19 protein-coding genes are annotated in these 19213 nt (G+C 60.1%); 8 read left to right on the top strand and 11 right to left on the bottom strand.

Translation table 11 applies throughout. The features are described from left to right. Positions 1 to 3: 3 nt before the first annotated feature. From HYX42_RS14390 to ilvA, 6 genes are all read right to left on the bottom strand, one after another. Positions 4 to 972 (bottom strand): 5'-nucleotidase, encoded by a 969-nt coding sequence (locus HYX42_RS14390; RefSeq protein WP_293404160.1) that lies wholly within the window; start codon positions 970 to 972, stop codon positions 4 to 6. Positions 973 to 998: 26 nt separating this feature from the next. Next, entirely contained in the window at positions 999 to 1547 is a 549-nt protein-coding gene (locus HYX42_RS14385; protein WP_293404158.1) for a histidine phosphatase family protein, read from the bottom strand. Between the two features lie 111 nt (positions 1548 to 1658). Continuing rightward, on the bottom strand, positions 1659 to 2504 hold the full coding sequence (locus HYX42_RS14380; protein WP_293404156.1) for an adenosylcobinamide-GDP ribazoletransferase: 846 nt from the start codon (positions 2502 to 2504) through the stop codon (positions 1659 to 1661). A 7-nt stretch (positions 2505 to 2511) separates the two neighbouring features. Next, positions 2512 to 3552, bottom strand: coding sequence for a nicotinate-nucleotide--dimethylbenzimidazole phosphoribosyltransferase (cobT, locus tag HYX42_RS14375; RefSeq protein ID WP_293404154.1), 1041 nt, complete (start codon positions 3550 to 3552; stop codon positions 2512 to 2514). Then, on the bottom strand, positions 3549 to 3776 hold the full coding sequence (locus tag HYX42_RS14370) for a cysteine-rich CWC family protein (RefSeq protein WP_293404152.1): 228 nt from the start codon (positions 3774 to 3776) through the stop codon (positions 3549 to 3551). The genes cobT and HYX42_RS14370 overlap by 4 nt, the downstream gene beginning before the upstream one ends. Positions 3777 to 3787: 11 nt before the next feature. Continuing rightward, the gene (gene ilvA / locus HYX42_RS14365) at positions 3788 to 5425 is read right to left on the bottom strand and encodes a threonine ammonia-lyase, biosynthetic (protein ID WP_293404150.1); all 1638 of its coding nucleotides are present in this window, start codon (positions 5423 to 5425) and stop codon (positions 3788 to 3790) included. A 283-nt stretch (positions 5426 to 5708) separates the two neighbouring features. Between ilvA and HYX42_RS14360 the strand changes: the two genes are divergently transcribed. Continuing rightward, entirely contained in the window at positions 5709 to 6167 is a 459-nt protein-coding gene (locus HYX42_RS14360) for an OsmC family protein (RefSeq protein ID WP_293404148.1), read from the top strand. 59 nt (positions 6168 to 6226) lie between these two features. Here the strand turns inward: HYX42_RS14360 and coq7 are convergent, their stop codons facing one another. Beyond that, positions 6227 to 6844 carry a 2-polyprenyl-3-methyl-6-methoxy-1,4-benzoquinone monooxygenase gene (coq7, locus tag HYX42_RS14355; RefSeq protein ID WP_293404146.1) on the bottom strand — a complete coding sequence of 206 codons (618 nt, stop codon included), beginning with the start codon at positions 6842 to 6844 and terminating at the stop codon, positions 6227 to 6229. A 276-nt stretch (positions 6845 to 7120) separates the two neighbouring features. On the opposite strand from coq7, the gene HYX42_RS14350 reads away from it, so the two are divergent. Continuing rightward, positions 7121 to 8365: a porin gene (locus tag HYX42_RS14350; RefSeq protein ID WP_293404144.1), complete on the top strand. Its 1245-nt coding sequence runs from the start codon at positions 7121 to 7123 to the stop codon at positions 8363 to 8365. A 146-nt stretch (positions 8366 to 8511) separates the two neighbouring features. Beyond that, entirely contained in the window at positions 8512 to 9279 is a 768-nt protein-coding gene (locus HYX42_RS14345; protein WP_293404142.1) for a DUF3047 domain-containing protein, read from the top strand. 33 nt (positions 9280 to 9312) lie between these two features. Here the strand turns inward: HYX42_RS14345 and HYX42_RS14340 are convergent, their stop codons facing one another. Together HYX42_RS14340 and zwf are read right to left on the bottom strand one after the other, a co-directional pair. Then, positions 9313 to 10158 carry an SIS domain-containing protein gene (locus HYX42_RS14340; protein ID WP_293404140.1) on the bottom strand — a complete coding sequence of 282 codons (846 nt, stop codon included), beginning with the start codon at positions 10156 to 10158 and terminating at the stop codon, positions 9313 to 9315. A gap of 132 nt (positions 10159 to 10290) precedes the next feature. After that, entirely contained in the window at positions 10291 to 11745 is a 1455-nt protein-coding gene (zwf, locus tag HYX42_RS14335; protein WP_293404138.1) for a glucose-6-phosphate dehydrogenase, read from the bottom strand. A 185-nt stretch (positions 11746 to 11930) separates the two neighbouring features. Between zwf and tal the strand changes: the two genes are divergently transcribed. The 5 genes from tal (at position 11931) to HYX42_RS14310 (ending at position 16620) form a co-directional block, all read left to right on the top strand. Continuing rightward, entirely contained in the window at positions 11931 to 12878 is a 948-nt protein-coding gene (gene tal, locus HYX42_RS14330) for a transaldolase (RefSeq protein ID WP_293404136.1), read from the top strand. A 2-nt stretch (positions 12879 to 12880) separates the two neighbouring features. Next, on the top strand, positions 12881 to 14425 hold the full coding sequence (gene pgi, locus HYX42_RS14325) for a glucose-6-phosphate isomerase (protein ID WP_293404134.1): 1545 nt from the start codon (positions 12881 to 12883) through the stop codon (positions 14423 to 14425). 60 nt (positions 14426 to 14485) lie between these two features. Continuing rightward, complete coding sequence (locus HYX42_RS14320; RefSeq protein ID WP_293404132.1) at positions 14486 to 14941, top strand: GFA family protein; 456 nt, start codon at positions 14486 to 14488, stop codon at positions 14939 to 14941. 159 nt (positions 14942 to 15100) lie between these two features. Beyond that, a complete protein-coding gene (locus HYX42_RS14315; RefSeq protein ID WP_293404130.1) occupies positions 15101 to 15460 on the top strand; it encodes a DUF805 domain-containing protein in 360 nt (119 codons plus the stop codon). 164 nt (positions 15461 to 15624) lie between these two features. Further along, the gene (locus HYX42_RS14310) at positions 15625 to 16620 is read left to right on the top strand and encodes an ABC transporter substrate-binding protein (RefSeq protein WP_293404128.1); all 996 of its coding nucleotides are present in this window, start codon (positions 15625 to 15627) and stop codon (positions 16618 to 16620) included. 331 nt (positions 16621 to 16951) lie between these two features. Here HYX42_RS14310 and groL read toward each other — a convergent pair whose 3' ends face one another. Together groL and HYX42_RS14300 are read right to left on the bottom strand one after the other, a co-directional pair. Next, positions 16952 to 18610: a chaperonin GroEL gene (groL, locus tag HYX42_RS14305; RefSeq protein ID WP_293404126.1), complete on the bottom strand. Its 1659-nt coding sequence runs from the start codon at positions 18608 to 18610 to the stop codon at positions 16952 to 16954. A 64-nt stretch (positions 18611 to 18674) separates the two neighbouring features. Continuing rightward, positions 18675 to 18965: a co-chaperone GroES gene (locus tag HYX42_RS14300; RefSeq protein WP_293404124.1), complete on the bottom strand. Its 291-nt coding sequence runs from the start codon at positions 18963 to 18965 to the stop codon at positions 18675 to 18677. Positions 18966 to 19213: the final 248 nt, after the last annotated feature.

Raw genomic sequence — 19213 nt, 5'->3', positions numbered from 1 at the left:
GCCTCAGTAAAGCTGGTTTGAAACGCCGCTGGCTACATGGCCGGCAGGCACGTGTTCGGCCGCGGCATTGACGTGGCCGGTCTGGTCGTCAAAGAAGAAATCGGGTTCGAATTCGCGCAAAAATTCTCCCTTGGCCAGTCCGCCCAGGAACATGGCTTCATCGACTTCGATGTTCCAGTCCATCAGCGTGCGGATGGCGCGCTCATGTGCGGGGGCGCTGCGGGCGGTGACCAGCGCGGTGCGAATGCGCATGTGCGATGTGCCGGCCTGCTGCAGGCGGTGCAGTGCTTCGAGCAGCGGCTTGAATGGCCCGGCCAGCAGGGGCTGCGAAGCCTTGTCGCGCTCATGCTGCTGGAAGGCGTTAAGGCCGCCGGTCTGGAACACGCGCTCCGCCTCGTCGGAGAACAGCACCGCATCACCGTCAAAAGCAATGCGCACTTCGTTCGGGTGTGCATCACTGGCGCGTGCGGAATGGGGGTAGACCTGCGCGGCAGGCACACCGGCAGCCAGCGCATCGCGAACGTCGCTCAAATGGGCAGACAAAAACAGGTTGGCATGCAGGGGTTTGAGGTAGCGCCAGGGCGCTTCGCCCCGGTTGAAGGTGCCGCGCTGTATGTTGAGGCCGTAGTGCTGCGCCGAGCGAAAGACACGCATGCCCGAGACCGGGTCATTGCGCGACAGGATGACCACTTCAACGCGCTGTTGCGGCGGGCTCGCTGCCGCCGGCTCACCCTGCTGCTCGGGGACTTCATTGAAAGCCAGCAGTTTTTTGACCAGCGAGAAGGCCACGCCGGGTTTGGCGGGGACATCCAGCCGGTCAAGCTGCAGCTTCATGTAGGCCGCATCTTTTTTCGCGCCCGGTACGGGTGGTGCCGCCAGGCCGCTTTCAAAGATGCGGTTTTCTTCTTCAAAGTCAAACAGCGCGCGCGAGGAGATTGCGACGACGAGTTGACCATCCAGATTTGCTGCCATGTGGTTACCTTAGCAACGGGGGTGAGTCATTTGATTTCGAGTGTGCACCATTGTCCATAGGAAGGTGCATCTGAAGGCCACTGGTCTGCCTTGTTTACCTCGCGTACGCCTTGAGTCAGCAATTGCGCTGCCCGAATTACACCTGCATGAGTGACCCACAAAACATCGGTGTGGCGGGGCATGGCATCGAATGCCGAGGCGACACGGCTCATGAACATTGAGACGCTTTCGCCATTCTGTCCGGCGTTGTAGTTGCCAAAATCTGCCGCCCAGTCGTCCATTTCCGATTTGGGAACACTGCTCCAGGCGCGATTTTCCCAGTTGCCAAAGTGCATTTCCTGCAGGCGGGAGTCGCTCGTGAATGCAAGGTCAGGCCTGGCATTCGTCAGGGCGTCGGCAAGCTGGCGACATCTTTGCAGCGGCGAGCTTGCGGCAAGGATGTTTCCCGGGAGAATTCTGGACAGGGCGGCTGCGGCGTCCTGTGTGGCCTGGGCATCGGCCTGCATGTCGAGCTGTCCGTAGCAAATGCCGTTGTCAATCAGCGGCTGGGCATGTCGGACGAGCCAGAGAGTCATGGCTGGAATGCAAGGCCTGGCCATGCAATTTTCCGCCGGGCCGCCTCAAGGAAAACTAGCCCCTTGAGGGGGCAGAGAGCTACACGAAGTGAGCGAACGTGGGGGCTCATATTAGAGACTGATGGCCAGCCCGAAATAAAAGGCAATTTCGCAGACCTGCTGGGTCGCACCCAGGCAGTCGCCCGTGAACCCCTGCAGCCGGCGTTTGAACATGCGGGCCATCCAGAGCATGGCCAGCGCCGCAAAGCTGCAGGCCACCAGCAGGTTGATGGCATCCATCACGCTGAACACCGCCAGCAACACCGCCAGGCACCAGGCCGATGCCAGCACAAGGCTGGCCGGACTGATCTGGTCTGCCAGGGGTTTTGATTTGGAGAGAGCCGTATCGCCCACATGCGGCAGCAGGTAAATCAGTAGCAGCGGCAGGCCGCGTGAAACAACGTGGCCAGCCAGTAAAGCCGAACAGATGTACCAGGCGTCAAATGGTGCTTCTTCCCAGTTGGTGGGCGCGCCTTCAATCGAACCGAGGATAGCGAGCAGCGCGACCTTGGCCAGCAGGGTCAGCACCAGTGCCATCGCGCCGAATGCGCCTATGCGTGAGTCTTTCATGATCTCAAGGGCGCGGTCACGGTTGGGGCTGCCGCCAAGCCCGTCGGCCACGTCGGCAATGCCGTCTTCATGAAAGCCGCCTGTGACGAGCACTGTCACCACAGTTGATAAAACGGCGGCCACCAGCGGCGAAAAAGTGCTGTCGGGCAGCAGCATCTGGAAAAAGGCGAATGCCGCGGCAGCGATGACGCCGACAAGAACGCCTATGCCGGGAAAGTGCGCCGCACTGGCGCGCAGCATGTCGGGGCTGTAGCCCACCCATTCCGCGAGCCGGCCGGTGACGGGAATGCGGGTGAAGAACTGCAGTGCGAGCAGGTACTCGCGCACAAACTGGCTGATCGCTTTCATGGTTGCGCTAGCCGTCCTTGTTGCTCACGCCTGCCGACGCAAAACTGGCCATCTCGTTCATCAGACGGGCAGCCGATTGCACCAGCGGCCAGGCCAGCAGCGCGCCCGTACCTTCGCCCAGTCGCATGTCAAGGTCCAGCAGCGGCCTGGCCTTCAAATGTTCCAGCAGCAGGCGGTGGCCGCGCTCTGCAGAGCGGTGGCAAAACACCATGTAGTGAAGCACTTGCGGGGACAGCCCCTGGGCAACCAGGGCGGCGGCGCCGGCGATAAAACCGTCGACCAGGATGACGCGGCGCTGGCTGGCGGCCTGCAGCATGGCGCCCGTCATCATGGCGATCTCAAAACCTCCCATGGCCGCCATGACCTGCAGCGGGTCCACGGCATCAGGGTGTCGCAACACGGCAAGCATCAGGACCTTGCGTTTGTGCAGCAACTGCGGGTCGGTCAGGCCGGTGCCGCGGCCGGTGGCGTCTTTAAGCGTAATGTTGGTCAGGCGGTGCAGCAGCAAGGCGGCCGAGGATGTGTTTGCGATGCCCATTTCGCCAAAAGCAATGATGTTGCCGGGCAGGGATTTGACAATGTCCGCACCAGCCTGCAGGGCGGTGTGGAGCTCGTCCCCGGACATGGCTGCAGCTTTGGTGCAGTTTTTTGTGCCGTGGGCAACCTTCTTTTTGATAAGGTGCGGGTGGTCGTCAAAGTTGGCAGCAACACCGGCATCAACGACCTGTAGATGAAAGCCGTGCTGCCTGGCCAGCACATTGATTGCCGCGCCGCCGGCCAGCATGTTGCCGACCATCTGCACGGTGACCTCTTGCGGAAAAGCCGACACACCATCAGCAGCAATGCCGTGGTCGCCGGCGAACACCAGCATCTGCGGGTCCTTGAAGCTGACCACGTCGCTGCGCTGTATCAGGCCCAGTTGCAGTGCGATGTCTTCGAGCTGGCCCAGCGATCCCACGGGTTTTGTCTTGTGGTCGATCTTGTGGCGCAGCTTGGCTTCAAGCCTGACGTCCGTGATGGGCTCTATGGCCGGGAGCGCGAAAGTCATGCTTTTTCTTCAATCAGTTTTTGCAGGCATGCGGGACAGAGGCAACCGGCCTGCAAGGTGACATCGTTGCCGGAAGCCTGCGGCACGGGGATGACATGCGGCATCGCAAAGCACCAGCACTTGCTGTCCCCGGCGACCATGCCGCAGCGCAGGCCGGCACCGCATCGCGGGCATGTTGATGTGTCTTGCAGACCTGCATCCTGGGGTGTGCCTGGGGCAGTCATGGCCGGTGGTTTCAGCTTTGCAGGAACAGGCGGTAGACCGGGTTGCCGGTTTCCTCGACATGGGGATAGCCCATGGTGTCGAGAAAGGTCTTGAAGGCCTTGTTGTCAGCCTTGGGTACCTGCAGCCCCACCAGGATGCGGCCGTAGTCAGCGCCCTGGTTGCGGTAATGAAAAAGTGAGATGTTCCAGTTGGGCTGCATGCTGGAGAGGAACTTCATCAGTGCGCCCGGACGCTCGGGAAAGACAAAACGCAGCAGGCGCTCGTCTTTCGACAGGGCGCTGTGCCCGCCGACCATGTGGCGGATGTGTTCCTTTGCCAGCTCGTCGTGCGTCAAATCGAGGGCCTTGAAGCCGTGGCGCGTGAAGTTGGCCGCGATTTTGGTGCTCTCGCCTTTGGCTGACGTCGTCAGGCCCACAAATACATGCGCCCTGGCGTCATCGCTGATGCGGTAGTTGAATTCCGTCACGGAACGGGGCCCGCCGGGCAGTTCGCCGATGACTTCACAAAAGCGCCTGAAGCTGCCGCGCTCTTCGGGGATGGTCACTGCAAACAGTGCTTCGCGTTCTTCGCCGACTTCGGCGCGCTCTGCGACAAAACGCAGGCGATCAAAATTCATGTTGGCGCCGCACAGGATGGCGGCGTAGGTCTCGCCCTGCTTCTTGTTGTCAGCCACGTATTTCTTGATGGCCGCCACCGCCAGTGCGCCGGCGGGTTCGACGATGCTGCGCGTATCGACAAACACATCCTTGATGGCGGCGCAAACGGCGTCCGTATCCACGCTGATGAATTCATCGACCAGCTCGCGGCTGATTCGGTAGGTTTCCTCGCCTACCAACTTGACGGCCGTGCCGTCCGAGAACAGGCCCACGTCGTTCAGCGTCACCCGCTTGCTGGCGCTGACCGATTGCATCATGGCATCGGAGTCGTTCATCTGCACGCCTATGACCTTGATCTCGGGCCGCACGGCCTTGATGTAGTTGGCCACGCCTGAGACCAGCCCGCCGCCGCCAATGGCCACAAACACGGCGTCGAGGCGGCTGGAGCCCAGGCTTTGCAACTGCATGAGGATCTCCATCGCAATCGTGCCCTGCCCGGCGATGACATCGGGGTCGTCAAACGGGTGCACAAAGGTCAGGCCGCGCTTTTTCTCCAGCAGCAGGGAGTGGCTGTAGGCGTCCGAATAGCTGTCGCCATGCAGCACCACTTCCGCGCCCCAGCTTTTGACCGCGTCAATCTTGAGTTGCGGGGTCGTCGTTGGCATGACCACGACGGCGCGTGTTCCCAGCTTTTGCGCGCTCATGGCCACACCCTGTGCGTGGTTGCCTGCCGAGGCGCAGATCACGCCTTTTTTGAGCTGGGCAGCGCTCAGATGGGCCATCTTGTTGTAGGCGCCGCGCAGCTTGAAGCTGAAGACGGGTTGCTGGTCTTCGCGCTTGAGCAGAACCGTGTTTTTCAGCCGGGCGCTGAGGTTTTTGGCTTTTTCGAGTGCAGATTCAACCGCCACGTCATAGACCCGGGCCGTCAGAATCTTTTTCAGGTAGTCGGCGGGCTGGAGGTTCTTGTTGCCTGCATTGATACCGGGCTTGCGTGCGGGTGCAGGGCGGGTTTTCGCAGGTGTTTTGGCGGCTGTGCTGGTGTGTGTTGGCATTGTTTTCTCGCAGCCTCACATCATATCGGGCGCTGTCTTGGCGCCCTGTGGAACGGCGCGGGCAAGAAAAAAGGCCCAGACCGTGAGGTCTGGGCCTGTAAATCCACCTTAGAGGAGGTGGAGGAGACAACCAGTGCAAAAATATCTGCTTGATATTGATGCGATGATTTGAAGTATATCGAGTGATGTTGCGCTGCACAATTGCCTTTGTAGTGAAAATTACACACTTGTGCAGTTTTTAGATGTGATTGACTATAAATTTTTTGCATAAGGAAAGATGGATATGGAATGCACAGTGAGCTGGACCGGTCCCAGCGCTACGACCGGGTCGCGCTCAGGCATGACTTTCCTGGCTGAAACAGGCAGCGGGCACACCCTGGTGATGGATGGCGCGCCGGATGAGGCCAAACCTGAAAATGGCGGCGCCAATCTCGCCCCGCGCCCCATGGAGACTGTGCTTGCGGGCACAGGCGGCTGTACGGCTTACGACGTGGTGTTGATCCTCAAGCGCGGCCGGCACGATGTGCGTGGCTGTTCTGTCAAGCTGACGTCCGAACGCGCCACGGTCGACCCCAAGGTGTTCACAAAAATCCACATGCATTTTCTGGTTACTGGCAAGGCGCTGGCTGCCAGTGCGGTCGAGCGGGCGATTGCCATGAGCCACGACAAATACTGCTCCGCCACCATCATGCTGGGCAAAACGGCAGACATCACCACCAGTTTCGAGATTCAGGAAGCCTGAACCTGCTTCCTTGCCGCCGGCCTGGAGTCAGCCAGGGGGCAGATTGGGCCCGGCTGCGATCAGATGTAGTGCGCCGTGGTGGTCATCACCTTTGCGGCCGCACTCATCAGCGCCCTGACCGGCGGCGGCAGCTCAAGCGCCCCTGCACTGGAGGCTTCCTGCGCGTGGCGGGCCTCATCGTCTTTCATCTGCGCCACGATGGCGCGCGACTCATGGTCAGCGGGAGGCAGTTTCTCAAGGTGGCCCGCCAGGTGTGCTTCCACCTGCCGCTCGGTTTCGACAACAAAACCGAGGCTGAGCCGGTCGCCCAGCCGGCCGGCAACCAGCCCGAGGCCGAATGCCCCGGCGTACCACAATGGGTTCAGCAGTGAGGGCCGTGCTCCCAGCTCATCCAGCCGCTGGCGTGTCCAGGCCAGATGGTCTGTTTCCTCCTCGCTGGCGGCCAGAAACTGCTGTTTAAGGGCCGGATCCTGCGTACTGATGGCCTGCGCGGCGTAAAGGGCCTGTGCGCAGACCTCGCCGACGTGATTCACCCGCATGAGTGCACCGGCAAGCTTTTTTTCCGGGCCTGTCAGTTCCGTGATGTCACCAGCCACGGTTGGGCAGGGTCGGCCGGCCCGTGGCCTGGCGAACAGGGTACGAAGTGCGCCATCGGCGGCGTTGATCAGGGAATCCATGCAGGGGGACGTCTTTTGGGGGTAGGTGGGAGAAGTTTATGGCAATTGGTCTTCCCCGGCATCCCTCGGGGACGGGGGCGGGTGTTGTGCGGCTCCCACGGGTGGTTTGGGTTTGTTGCATGGGTGCAACGGAAAAGCTTTTTTCTCGATAAATCCGGCCCAATTCCTTTGCCATAGCCTGCGGGGTCTGGTGCAATACATACAACTTCCTAAACGGAGGTTGGCCCGGGGATCCAAAATCCTGGAGCCCTATGTTTAACCTTGGAGAAACTCTCAATGAAAAAATCCCTGATTGCCCTGGCTGCACTCGCAGCTGTCAGCGCAGCATCTGCCCAGTCCTCCGTGACCCTGTACGGTGTTGTTGACATCGGCTACGGCGCACAGCGCGCTGAAGGCCGTGCTACCGCTACCGGTACCCCAACGCAGCGTTCGTCTGGCGTGATGGACGGTGCCAATGCTGGTAACCGTATCGGTTTCCGTGGTACGGAAGACCTCGGTGGCGGCCTGAAAGCCAACTTCGTGGTTGAGCAAGGCATCACCCCAACCGGCAACGGTGGCTCGCTGTTCGGCGCTCGCGCAGCAACTGCTGGCCAGCAAATCGGTACCGCCCCAGTTGGCGCTGCTGCTACGGCTTACGGCGGCGGTTTCGCAGTCGTCAACACCGCAGCTATCCCAGCTTCAACCGCACTGTCTTCTTCCACGAACCGTCAAACCTACTTGGGTCTCTCGGGTGGTTTCGGCACGTTCAACATCGGCTATCAGTACACCAACCTGTATGAACTGGGCACCCTGTCCGGCTACAACATCGGTTCTGAAGGCGTTCCCGGTGCATACTCCGCTCACCTGTTCGGCAACACCTACGCTGGCGGCACCCGTGCCAATGGCCTGACTTACATCAGCCCTAACATGGGTGGCTTTACCATCCGTGCCCAGTACGGCGCTGGCCAAGCTGGTCCAGAAACCAATCAGTCCACCACCGCTGCTGGCGTGGCTGCTGAAACGTCTGCTCGCCGCTACAGCCTGATGGCTCAGTACGCAAACGGTCCTCTGTCTGCCGCTCTGGCATACACCAGCAACCGTCTGACCAACAACCCAGCTGCTGCTGGTTTCGGCACCGGCCGTACAGGTAACCTCACCCAGTTGGGCGCAAGCTACGACTTCGGCGTGGTCAAGCTCGCTGGTACCTACAACACGGGTCGTGACGGTGGTATCACCGGCGTGCCAGCTGGTACCGCAGCAGGTTCGACCTCCAGCTTCCGTGCATACCAGCTGGGTCTGTCGGCTCCGTTCGGCGCGATCGTTCCTTACATCACTTTCGGCCGTGCATACATCCAGGCTGACGGCGCTGCTGCACGTACTACCGACATCCGTCAAGCACAGATCGGTGCACGTTACAGCCTGAGCAAGCGTACCACTGCCTACGTCATGTACGGCAACACGTTTGACAACGCTGCTACCGTCGCCAACGCTGCTATCTACAAAGACAGCAAGACCGTTGTGGGTGTTCAGCACTCCTTCTAATTCACGGGCTGGCTAGTCCAGCTTTTGAATCTGAAAATAAAAAACCCCGCTGCTTGCAGCGGGGTTTTTTTATGCAGACGCGTTATTAACATTCGATACGTGTTTGCCCTCAAGCTCTTGCGTGTGACATCCCTTATTCTCTGACCATGAAGTTTTTAGGCAAGATCATGTCCATCTGGATTGTTTTCCAGCTGGTGGCATGTTCATCCATTCCAGCCGACGCATCACGTTCTGATGTGAATCAGGAGGCTCTGGGAAACAACCCGTGGGCGAAGGCATCCATGCCGCTCCAGGCGTCCGGCGAGGTCTGGCAGCACTTCAAATTTCCCGGCAAGCAAGCCACGCAGTTCCGCTATGCGCGCGAGGACGGGCGTGAGGCCCTGGTGGCGAGCGCAAAGTCGTCGGCCAGCCTGGTGCGAAAAGTCGTGCACATCCCGCCCGCTGATATCGGCCGGCTCAGGTTTTCCTGGAAGGTGCCTGCCCTCATGGCGCAGGCCGACATGTCCGTCAAGGAAACCGACGATTGCTCGGTTCGTATCGTGCTGGCTTTTGATGGCGACAGAAGCAGGTTCTCGCCCAAAAATGCCATGCTCTCCGAGCTGGCGCGCCTGCTGACCGGCGAAGAGCTGCCCTATGCAACATTGATGTACGTCTGGAGCAAGAAGCGCCCGGCGGGCAGTGTGATCATCAATCCGCGCACCGACCGAATCCGCAAGCTGGTGGTTGAGTCCGGTGACGGCAAGCTCAACAGCTGGGTGGACTATGAGCGCAGCATCCGTGCAGATTTTGAAAAGGCATTTGGCGAGGCCCCCGGTGCGCTCATGAGCGTCAGTGTGATGACCGACAGCGACAACACCCAGAGCAACACGCAGGCCTGGTATGGCCCGCTCACCATAACGGCCGCCAGGCCCTGAACCCTGCCCCGGCCGCTTTTGCGGTTTTATGGCTTACGTATAGCGTTTGTTGCGCAGGTTGTTCTTCATTTCCTTGAGCAGTGGCTGCAGCTTGCCGCCAATGCGCAGCGCAAGGCAGGTCGCCAGAATATCAATCACCATCAGGTGCATCAGCCGCGACACCATGGGGCTGTAGCGGTCATAACCTTCGGGGTGATCAGCAGCCAGGTGTATGTTGCCGGCGGCAGCCAGCGGTGAGCCGGTGGCCGTAATCACGATGGTGGTCGCACCATTTTTACGTGCAATATCACAGGCATCCATCAGGTCGCGCGTCCGGCCCGAATTCGAGATCACCACCACACAATCGCCCGGGCCCAGCAATGAGGCGCTCATCACCTGCATGTGGCCATCGCTGTAGGCAATGCTGGTCACGCCCAGCCGGAAGAACTTGTGCTGCGCGTCCTGCGCGACGATGCCCGAGTTGCCCACGCCGAAAAATTCAATGCGTTTGCCCGCCTTGTAGGTTTCCTCAAGCGCATCGGTGGCCTTCTGTATGGCGACCGAAGAGGCATCGTTGCGGTATTTGAGAAATGCCGCCACCGTGTTGTCGATGACCTTGACCACCACGTCGCTGGTCTTGTCGTCCACATCCACGCTGCGGTGAATGAAAGGTACGCCCTCACTCACGCTGCCCGCCAGCTTGAGCTTGAAATCGCTCAGGCCATCGTAGCCAATGCTGCGGCAAAAGCGCACGATGGTGGGTTTGCTGACATGCGAGCGCGCTGCCAGCTCCGTGATCGGCAGGTTGGCAAAGGCGCGCGGGTCGGCCAGCACCAGGCGGGCGACGCGTTGTTCTGCTGGTGCCAGCGACGGCAAAGAAGCCTTGATACGGTCAAGCATGGGTGTGGTCTCCGTTCCCCGGCAATGCTGTTCCCGCAATGCAAGTCCGAGCCGTGGAACCGGCTTTGCCGGGCCACAGGCGGGCGGCCCCCTCGGGGGGCAGCGCAGTACGCGAAGCGACAAGCGTGGGGGCTAACACTCTTCAGTCCAGCAGAAGCCATCCCGGGCGATCATTGCACTGGACGCACTCGGCCCCCAGGTACCCGCCGCATACTGGCGCGGGCCTTCTGCATCGTTCTTCCAGCTGTCCATGATGGGCTCGACCCAGCGCCAGGCTTCTTCCTGTTCGTCGCTGCGTACAAACAGGTTCAGCCTGCCGTCGATGACGTCAAGCAGCAGGCGTTCATAAGCCCCCACGCGTTCCGAGCCAAAGCGTTTGTCAAAGTCGAGGTCCAGCTGTACCGGCGACAGCGTTTGCGATGTGCGCCGGTTGTCCTGGCCCTGCGCCAGTAAATGGAGTTCCAGCCCGTCCTTGGGCTGAAGATGGATCACCAGCCGGTTGGCCGCACCCAGGGGCGACTTGAAGATGGCGTGCGGCGCCGGCCTGAAGTTCACTTCGATGTACGCCGCCCTGTCCGCCAGCCGCTTGCCGGTGCGTATGTAAAAGGGCACGCCGGCCCAGCGCCAGTTGGCGATTTCCGTGCGCAGGGCGACAAAGGTTTCGGTCTTGCTGGCGGCGTCCACACCGGCCTCCTGGCGGTATGCCGCAGCGGGCGCTCCATCGACGTTGCCGGCGGAGTACTGGCCGCGAATCACGTGCTGGCGCAGAGTCTCGGGCGTCCAGGCTTTCAGTGATCGCAGAACCTTGAGTTTCTCGTCGCGAATCGCGTCGGCGTGCGCGTTGATGGGCGGCTCCATGCCGATGGCGCACAGCAGTTGCAGCGCGTGGTTCTGCACCATGTCACGCAAGGCACCTGTGCTGTCGTAAAAGGCGCCACGTTTTTCAATACCCAGTTCTTCTGCAATCGTGATCTGGATATTTGCAATCGTCTCGCGCCGCCACAGCGGCTCAAACAGGGCGTTGCCAAAGCGAAGCGCAAACAGGTTTTGCACCGAAGGTTTGCCCAGGTAATGGTCGATGCGGAAGATCTGCCGCTCGCTGAACACCTTGCGCACGCTTTCATTGATGGCGCGGTTGGACTGCAGGTCGTGGCCCAGCGGCTTTTCCAGCACCACACGCATCTGCGGGCTGGCCAGGCCGGCGGCGGCAATCTGCTCGCAAAACACGGTAAACAGGGCAGGGGCGGTCGCGAGGTACATCACGACCGTATCCGCATTGTGTTCCTTCAGTTTGGCGCCCAGCCTGGCGTAATCGCCTGCGTTTGACAGGTCCATGCGCAGGTAAAACAACAGGTCGGCAAATCTTGAGAACTCTTCCTCGCTGGGGCGTTTGGCCAGCTCGACAGCATCAAAACGCGACTTGATCAGCGCCCGGTACTGCCCGTCAGACAGGTCATCGCGTGCGACGCCAACAATGCGGCCATCTTTGGGCAAAGACCCGTGGCGGAATGCCTGGAACAGCGCAGGCATCAGCTTGCGCCAGACCAGGTCGCCCGTACCGCCAAAAAGAATCAGGTCAAAACTCATGCTTCAGACTTTCGATGACATGAAAAGCGTGGGGGTCATGATGTGCCCAGCGCAGGGCCGCCCCAGGCAAGCACGGTCGTGGGAGGCATCTTGTAATAAAGTTTCATGATTGCTCGGCATAATGGTAACTCACACACGCACTCTGCTGACATCAGGCATGACCGGCACCCCCTACACTCTTCGCCATGAATCAACTCGACGCTCTCAAGACATTCACCACCGTCGTCGCCGACACCGGCGACTTCAGGCAGCTCGGGCAGTTCTTGCCGCAGGACGCCACGACCAATCCATCGCTGATTCTCAAGGCGGTGCAGAAAGCCGACTACCAGCCCTTGCTGGCAGACACCGTAGGACGTTTCCGGGGCAGGGCACTCGATGAAATCATGGACAGGTTGCTGGTGCGGTTTGGCTGCGAGATCCTTTCCATCGTGCCTGGCCGCGTGTCGACTGAAGTTGATGCGCGCCTGAGTTTTGACGCCAATGCCACCTACACACGCGGTGAACGTATCATCGAGCTCTACCAGGCCGAAGGCATTCACATCGACCGCGTGCTCATCAAGGTCGCTGCCACCTGGGAGGGCATCAAGGCTGCTGAAAAGCTGGAGCGTCGCGGCATACGCACCAACCTGACCCTGCTGTTTTCGTTCTGCCAGGCCATCGCCTGCGGTCAGGCGCAAGTGCAGCTCATCTCGCCCTTCGTCGGCCGCATTTACGACTGGTATAAAAAATCCGCAGGTGCAGCCTGGGACGAAACCGCAATGTCTGGCGCCAACGATCCCGGCGTGAAATCGGTGCGCGAGATTTTCAACCACTACAAACATTTCGGCATTGCCACCGAGGTCATGGGCGCGAGCTTTCGCAACGTCGGGCAAATCACCGCGCTGGCCGGTTGCGACCTGCTCACCATCAGCCCCGAGCTGCTGGCGCAACTGGCGGCCTCAGAGGCGCCTCTGGCCAAAGCGCTGGATGCAGACGCAGCCAAGGCCATGGACCTCCCTGCCGCCAATTTCGATGAAGCCGGCTTTCGCTATGCCCTCAACCAGGACGCCATGGCCACCGAAAAACTCGCCGAGGGGATTCGCGCCTTCGCTGCCGATGCCGTGAAGCTTGAACAGCTGATGCTGGCCGCCTGAGCATGGGGTTGATTTCACGCGCACGCTGCGACCGTACCCCCGCCTGGCCCAGGCTGCAGGCACTGTACGCATCGGCGGGCAAAAACCTGGATTTGCGTGACGCTTTCGCGGCCGATGCGCAGCGTTTTGAGGCCTTCAGCCAGCAGGCCCCGCATGTGTTTGCAGACCTCTCCAAAAACCGCATCGACCAGGCCACAGAACAGCTGTTGCTTGAACTGGCGCGTGAATGCGGGCTTGAGCAGCACCGCGATGCCATGTTTGCGGGCGCACACATCAACAGCACCGAAGACCGTGCGGTCAAACACTTCCTGCTGCGCAGCCCTGCTGCGCCAGGCATGTCCGGCGACCTGGCGCAGGTTCATGCCACGCTGGACGCCATGCTCGGGTATGCAGAAGAAGTGCGCGCTGACGCTGCCATCACCGACATCGTCAACATCGGGATTGGCGGCTCTGACCTCGGCCCGCAGATGGCCGTGCTGGCGCTGGCCGAATACGCCATCGGGGGCAAACGTTTTCACTTTGTCTCCAACGTCGATGGCGAAGAACTGGCCGAGGTGCTGGCCCGGCTCAGGCCGCAGAACACCCTGTTCCTGATCGCGTCCAAGACCTTCACCACCGCCGAAACCATGACCAATGCGCAGTCGGCGAAGTCATGGTTTGAAGCTGGCGGCGGCAAGGATGTAAGCCGCCACTTCGCTGCCTTGACCAGCAATGTCAGCGGCGCCAAAGATTTCGGCATCACCACCACCTTGGGGTTCTGGGACTGGGTTGGTGGCCGGTATTCGCTCTGGTCGGCGATTGGCCTGCCGATTGCCATCGCGATTGGAGCCCAGGGCTTCAGGGATTTCCTGGCCGGTGCGCATGCGATGGACGAGCATTTCCGCGAAGCCCCACTGGCGCAAAACCTGCCGGTACGTCTGGGCCTGCTGGATGTCTGGTACCGCAACTTTCATTGCTTCGCAAGCCGCAGCATTGCGCCTTACAGCAGCGCCTTGCGCCGCCTGCCCGCCTACCTGCAGCAGCTGGAAATGGAAAGCAACGGCAAACGGGTGGATGCCCAGGGGCAGCCGCTGCCGTTTGACACCTCCCCTGTACTCTGGGGCGAGCCCGGCACCAATGGCCAGCATGCCTACTTCCAGATGCTGCACCAGGGTACGGCGGTCGTGCCGGTTGAATTCATTGCCGTCAGGAAACCCATGTCCGGCCTCAAGGGGCATCACGACAAGCTGCTCGCCAATGTGCTGGCCCAGGCGCAAGCCCTGATGGTCGGGAAAACAGATGAGGGAGGCCACAAGAACTTCCCGGGGAATCGGCCCAGCACCTTTTTACTGCTCGATGAATTAAGCCCCGCCAGCCTCGGTGCGCTACTTGCCCTGCAGGAGCACCGCGTATTTGTCAGCGGCGCCATCTGGGGCATCAACAGCTTTGACCAGTGGGGCGTGGAGCTTGGCAAGGTGCTGGCCAAAGACATAGAGCCGCGCCTCAAGAGCGGCGACGTGGGCGGTCTTGATGCTTCCACCGCCGGGTTGCTGCAGCGCCTTCGCTAGCTTCTGCTTTTTGGGCATGGGGTCCGCCCTGTTGCCATTTTTGCCATGATGGAGAAAACCATGAGCAGCACACATCACGGTTCATGCCTTTGCAAAGGCATTCGCTTCACCATCGCAGGTGAACTGGCGCCAATCCAGGTGTGCCACTGTTCGCAGTGCCGGCACGCGCAAGGCGGCCCGGTGGGCACCAATATTCCTGTTCCAACTGCCAACCTGAGCTTCCAGTCGGGCGAAGACTTGTTGCAGCTTTATGAATCCTCACCCGGCAAGGTGCGCGCTTTTTGCCGGACATGCGGTTCGCCGGTTTTCAGCAGGCGGGCAGCCGTGCCTGGCGTGGTTCGCATTCGTGCCGGTTTGCTGTCTGAACCTGTCAGTGCGCACCTGGCCTTCAATGCTTATGTGGCGGACAAGGCCAGCTGGTGGCCGCTTCATGACGGCCTTCCACAATATCCCGCAGCTCCCCCTGCAAATCCATCACCCGTTCGACAGGCGGGCTCCCGCCCCTTGAGCGCTTGAAAAGATTTGCGGATGGGAATCCCGGTCAGGCTGCACCCTGCCGGAACGGCCACTGCCGCCATGTCGCCTGCCAGGTAGCGTCTGATCGGGCACCTTGTGCCCGCGGCTTATCATGCGGTGGGGAATCCACCCCGCACACATCCTGAGGAGGAGAGTCACATGAATTTCGGCCAGGCCATTTCCACGTGTTTCAGCAAGTACGCCAACTTCTCGGGCCGCGCATCGCGCCCGGAATTCTGGTGGTTTGAGCTGTTTGCGTTTGTGTTGCTGGGTGTCGCTGCGTCTGTCAGCGACATATTGAACATGATCCTGTCCCTGGCGCTGCTTGTCCCGCTTCTGTCAGTCGGTGCCCGTCGCCTTCACGATATCGGCCGTACGGGCTGGTGGCAGTTGCTGTTGCTCACCGGCATTGGCTGGTTCGTCTTGCTGTACTGGTTTGTCCAGCCTTCAGAAGGCCCCAACGTCCATGGCGATGGACCGGCCCGTGCCATAACTGACGGCTCGCCGGGCAGCGTATAGGCAAGGCTTGCGGCCGCTGAGAGCGGCCAGCATCAAGGCTGCAGCGTCAAAGCGTTGCGGCCTTTTTTATTGGAACGCCCTGCGTGGTAAACCAGTATGGCGACGCTCAGCCTCGCGCTCCACAATGCTTAGATAGCTAAAGATTACAACGCAGGAGACAAAGCATGCATCGTCGGATTTTCACGGCCACGGCCGTTCTCGCTGGCCTGGTTCTTTCTGGCTGCATCTCGCCGCCACCACCGCCGGTCACGCTCAGGGTCAACGTCTTTCCCGGCTCCAGCAACCTGCCTCTGCTGGCTGCCATCAACAAGGGCTTTTTTGCCAAACGCAATCTGGCCATTGAAATCCAGAACACGCCGGACTCCGACTCCCAGCGCGCCGGCCTGCCCGCAGGCAAATTCGAGATTGCCATTGCAGCCGTCGACAACGCCGTCGCCATGGTGGAGGTGGCGAAGAACGACGTGATCATCGTGATGGGCGGCGACTCCGGCATGAACGAGTTCATGGTGCGGCCAGACATCAATTCGTTTGCCGACATCCGCGGCAAGTCGCTCGCCGTCGATGCGCCCAACACCGCCTATGCGCTGGTGGGCCGCAAAATCCTCAAGAACAACGGTCTCATCGACGGGCGTGATTACACACTCAAGCTGGCAGGCGGCACCCAGGGGCGCTCGGCAGCCATGGTGGCCAATCCCGATCTGGCCGCCAGCATGGTGAACCCGCCTTTTTCATTCACGGTTCGTGAGCGCGGCATTAAAAGCCTGGGCCGCGCCACCGACCTGGCAGGCGCCTACCAGGCCAGCGGTTCATTCGTAATGCGCAGCTGGGCGGCGGCCAACGCTTCTGCGCTTGAGCGCTATATGGCCGCTTATATCGAAGGCACGCGCTACGCCATGAACCCGGCCAACCGCGCCGAGATGATCAAGCTGCTCGAAGACCGCTTCAAGCTTCTGCCGGCCGTTGCCGCGCAAAGCTACGACGCCCTGAACACGCCGGGTTTTGGTATGGCCACCGATGCGCGCTTCAGCATGGAGGGTTTCCGCAATGTGCTGGCCCTGCGTGCCGAGATCGAAGGGCAGTGGGGCGGCAAGGCACCCGACCCCGGCAAGTACCTTGATCTTTCGTACTACGAGCGTGCCCTGTCCATGGCGGGGCGATAGGCGTACAGGTGGGAGAGGGTGCGAGGTGTGAATTGCTATAGATTTAATAGCTGCTCACGCACGTATCTATTGGCCTGCAGCCTGATTTGAGGGTTAAAAAGGCCTGTTTTTGGTCTTTTTGGGGCGATTTTGATGCCCGAAAAGCCTCAAAATGCCCAAATGTTAAGTTCCATATTAACAATGTTAACTTATAACTTAACATTTGGCCTGAGCGGGCGTAACCGGCCAGCCATGAAAAAGGGCTGCAACGCGAAAGCGCTGCAGCCCTTTTGGCTTTTTGGCCGGTTGCGGGCTTGAACCGGAGATAAATCCCCGGTAAGTCCGCAGGCAATTACATGCCCATGCCGCCCATGCCGCCCATACCACCCATGTCGCCGCCGCCCATGCCGCCCATGCCAGCAGGTGCGTCGTCTTTTGGAGCTTCAGCAATCATGGCTTCGGTCGTCAGCATCAGGGATGCGACAGACGCTGCGTTCTGCAGTGCGGTGCGGGTCACCTTGGTTGGGTCCAGGATACCCATTTCGATCATGTCGCCGTAGGTGTCGTTGGCTGCATTGAAGCCGTAGTTGCCCTTGCCGCCCAGAACAGCGTTCACCACCACAGAGGCTTCGCCGCCTGCGTTGTAAACGATTTCGCGCAGCGGGGCTTCGATGGCTTTCAGGACCAGCTTGATGCCGGCGTCCTGGTCAGCGTTGTCACCCTTGATAGCGCCAGCGGTCTGCTTGGCACGCAGCAGAGCCACGCCGCCACCAGCCACGATGCCTTCTTCCACAGCAGCGCGGGTAGCGTGCAGTGCGTCTTCAACGCGGGCTTTCTTCTCTTTCATTTCGACTTCGGTGGCAGCGCCAACCTTGATCACTGCAACACCGCCGGCCAGCTTGGCCACGCGCTCTTGCAGTTTTTCACGGTCGTAGTCGCTGGTCGCTTCTTCGATCTGGACACGCACCTGCTTGACACGTGCTTCGATGTCGGCAGCAGCACCGCTACCATCGATGATGATGGTGTTTTCCTTGCCCACTTCGATGCGCTTGGCCTGGCCGAGGTCAGCCAGCGTTGCTTTTTCAAGCGACATGCCGACTTCTTCAGCGATGACCTTGCCGCCGGTCAGGGTGGCGATGTCTTCCAGCATGGCCTTGCGGCGATCGCCGAAGCCAGGGGCCTTGACGGCGACAACCTTCAGGATGCCGCGCAGGGTGTTGACCACCAGCGTTGCCAGGGCTTCGCCATCAACTTCTTCAGCGATGATCAGCAGTGGGCGGCCAGCCTTGGCGACTTGTTCCAGCGTAGGGAGCAGGTCACGGATGTTGCTGATTTTCTTGTCGTAGAGCAGGACAAACGGGTTGTCCAGGATCGCGGACTGCTTTTCAGGGTTGTTGATGAAGTAAGGGGAGAGGTAGCCGCGGTCGAACTGCATGCCTTCCACGACGTCCAGCTCGGACTCGAGGGACTTGCCGTCTTCAACGGTGATGACGCCTTCTTTACCAACCTTGTCCATCGCGTCAGCGATGATCTTGCCGATGGTTTCGTCAGAGTTGGCAGAGATCGAGCCGACCTGTGCGATTTCTTTCGAGGTGGTGGTGGCCTTGGAAGCCTTCTTCAGTTCGTCAACCAGGGCCGTCACAGCCTTGTCGATACCGCGCTTCAGGTCCATGGGGTTCATGCCGGCGGCAACGTACTTCATGCCTTCGTGCACGATAGCCTGTGCCAGCACGGTAGCGGTCGTGGTGCCGTCACCAGCGATGTCGGAGGTCTTGGAAGCGACTTCCTTGACCATCTGCGCGCCCATGTTCTGCAGCTTGTCCTTCAGTTCGATTTCTTTTGCGACGGACACACCGTCCTTGGTCACGGTAGGGGCGCCGAAAGAGCGCTCCAGCACAACGTTACGGCCTTTGGGGCCCAGGGTCACCTTGACGGCGTTGGCCAGGATGTTGACACCCTCGACCATGCGTGCGCGGGCTTCGCCGCCGAAAACTACATCTTTTGCTGCCATGTGTGGCTCCTAAAAAATTTTTAAAACTGATAACCGGGTTGTAGAGAAGGAAAGCGAAGGCGCTTTATTTTTCGACAACGGCGAAGAGGTCTTCTTCTTTCATGACCAGCAACTCATCGCCATCGACCTTGACGGTCTGGCCGCTGTATTTGCCAAACAGGACGCGGTCACCAACCTTGACGCCGACGGGCTGAATTTCGCCCTTGTCGTTCTTCTTGCCTGGGCCAACAGCCAGGATTTCGCCCTGGTCCGGCTTTTCAGCGGCGCTGTCAGGAATGACGATGCCGGAAGCGGTTTTGGTTTCGTTTTCAACGCGTTTGACGATCACACGGTCGTGCAATGGGCGAAGTTTCATGAGAGCTCCTTGTTTTTAAACAATGGTTTTAAGAATCAAAAGCGCCAACTGCAGACGAGCTGGCGTTTGGCAATCTGAGGTTTCGAGGTGCTTGTTAGCACTCATAACCGTCGAGTGCTAATCATAGGGGCTTTTGGTGTCAGTTTCAAGACCGGCTGTAAAAATCAGTGCTGCCGGGGCCGGCCAGTTGCGAGTGGCCTGCTTTGGCTGTCCTACAGAAATCTTCAGAAAAGACTGACTTGTGACCT

It is taken from the genome of Polaromonas sp. (assembly GCF_016185115.1).
In the GTDB taxonomy this organism is placed as follows: Bacteria; Pseudomonadota; Gammaproteobacteria; order Burkholderiales; family Burkholderiaceae_C; genus Polaromonas.
The sequence above is the reverse complement of the archived record's forward strand: the minus strand, read 5'-3'. Positions and strand labels throughout refer to the sequence as shown.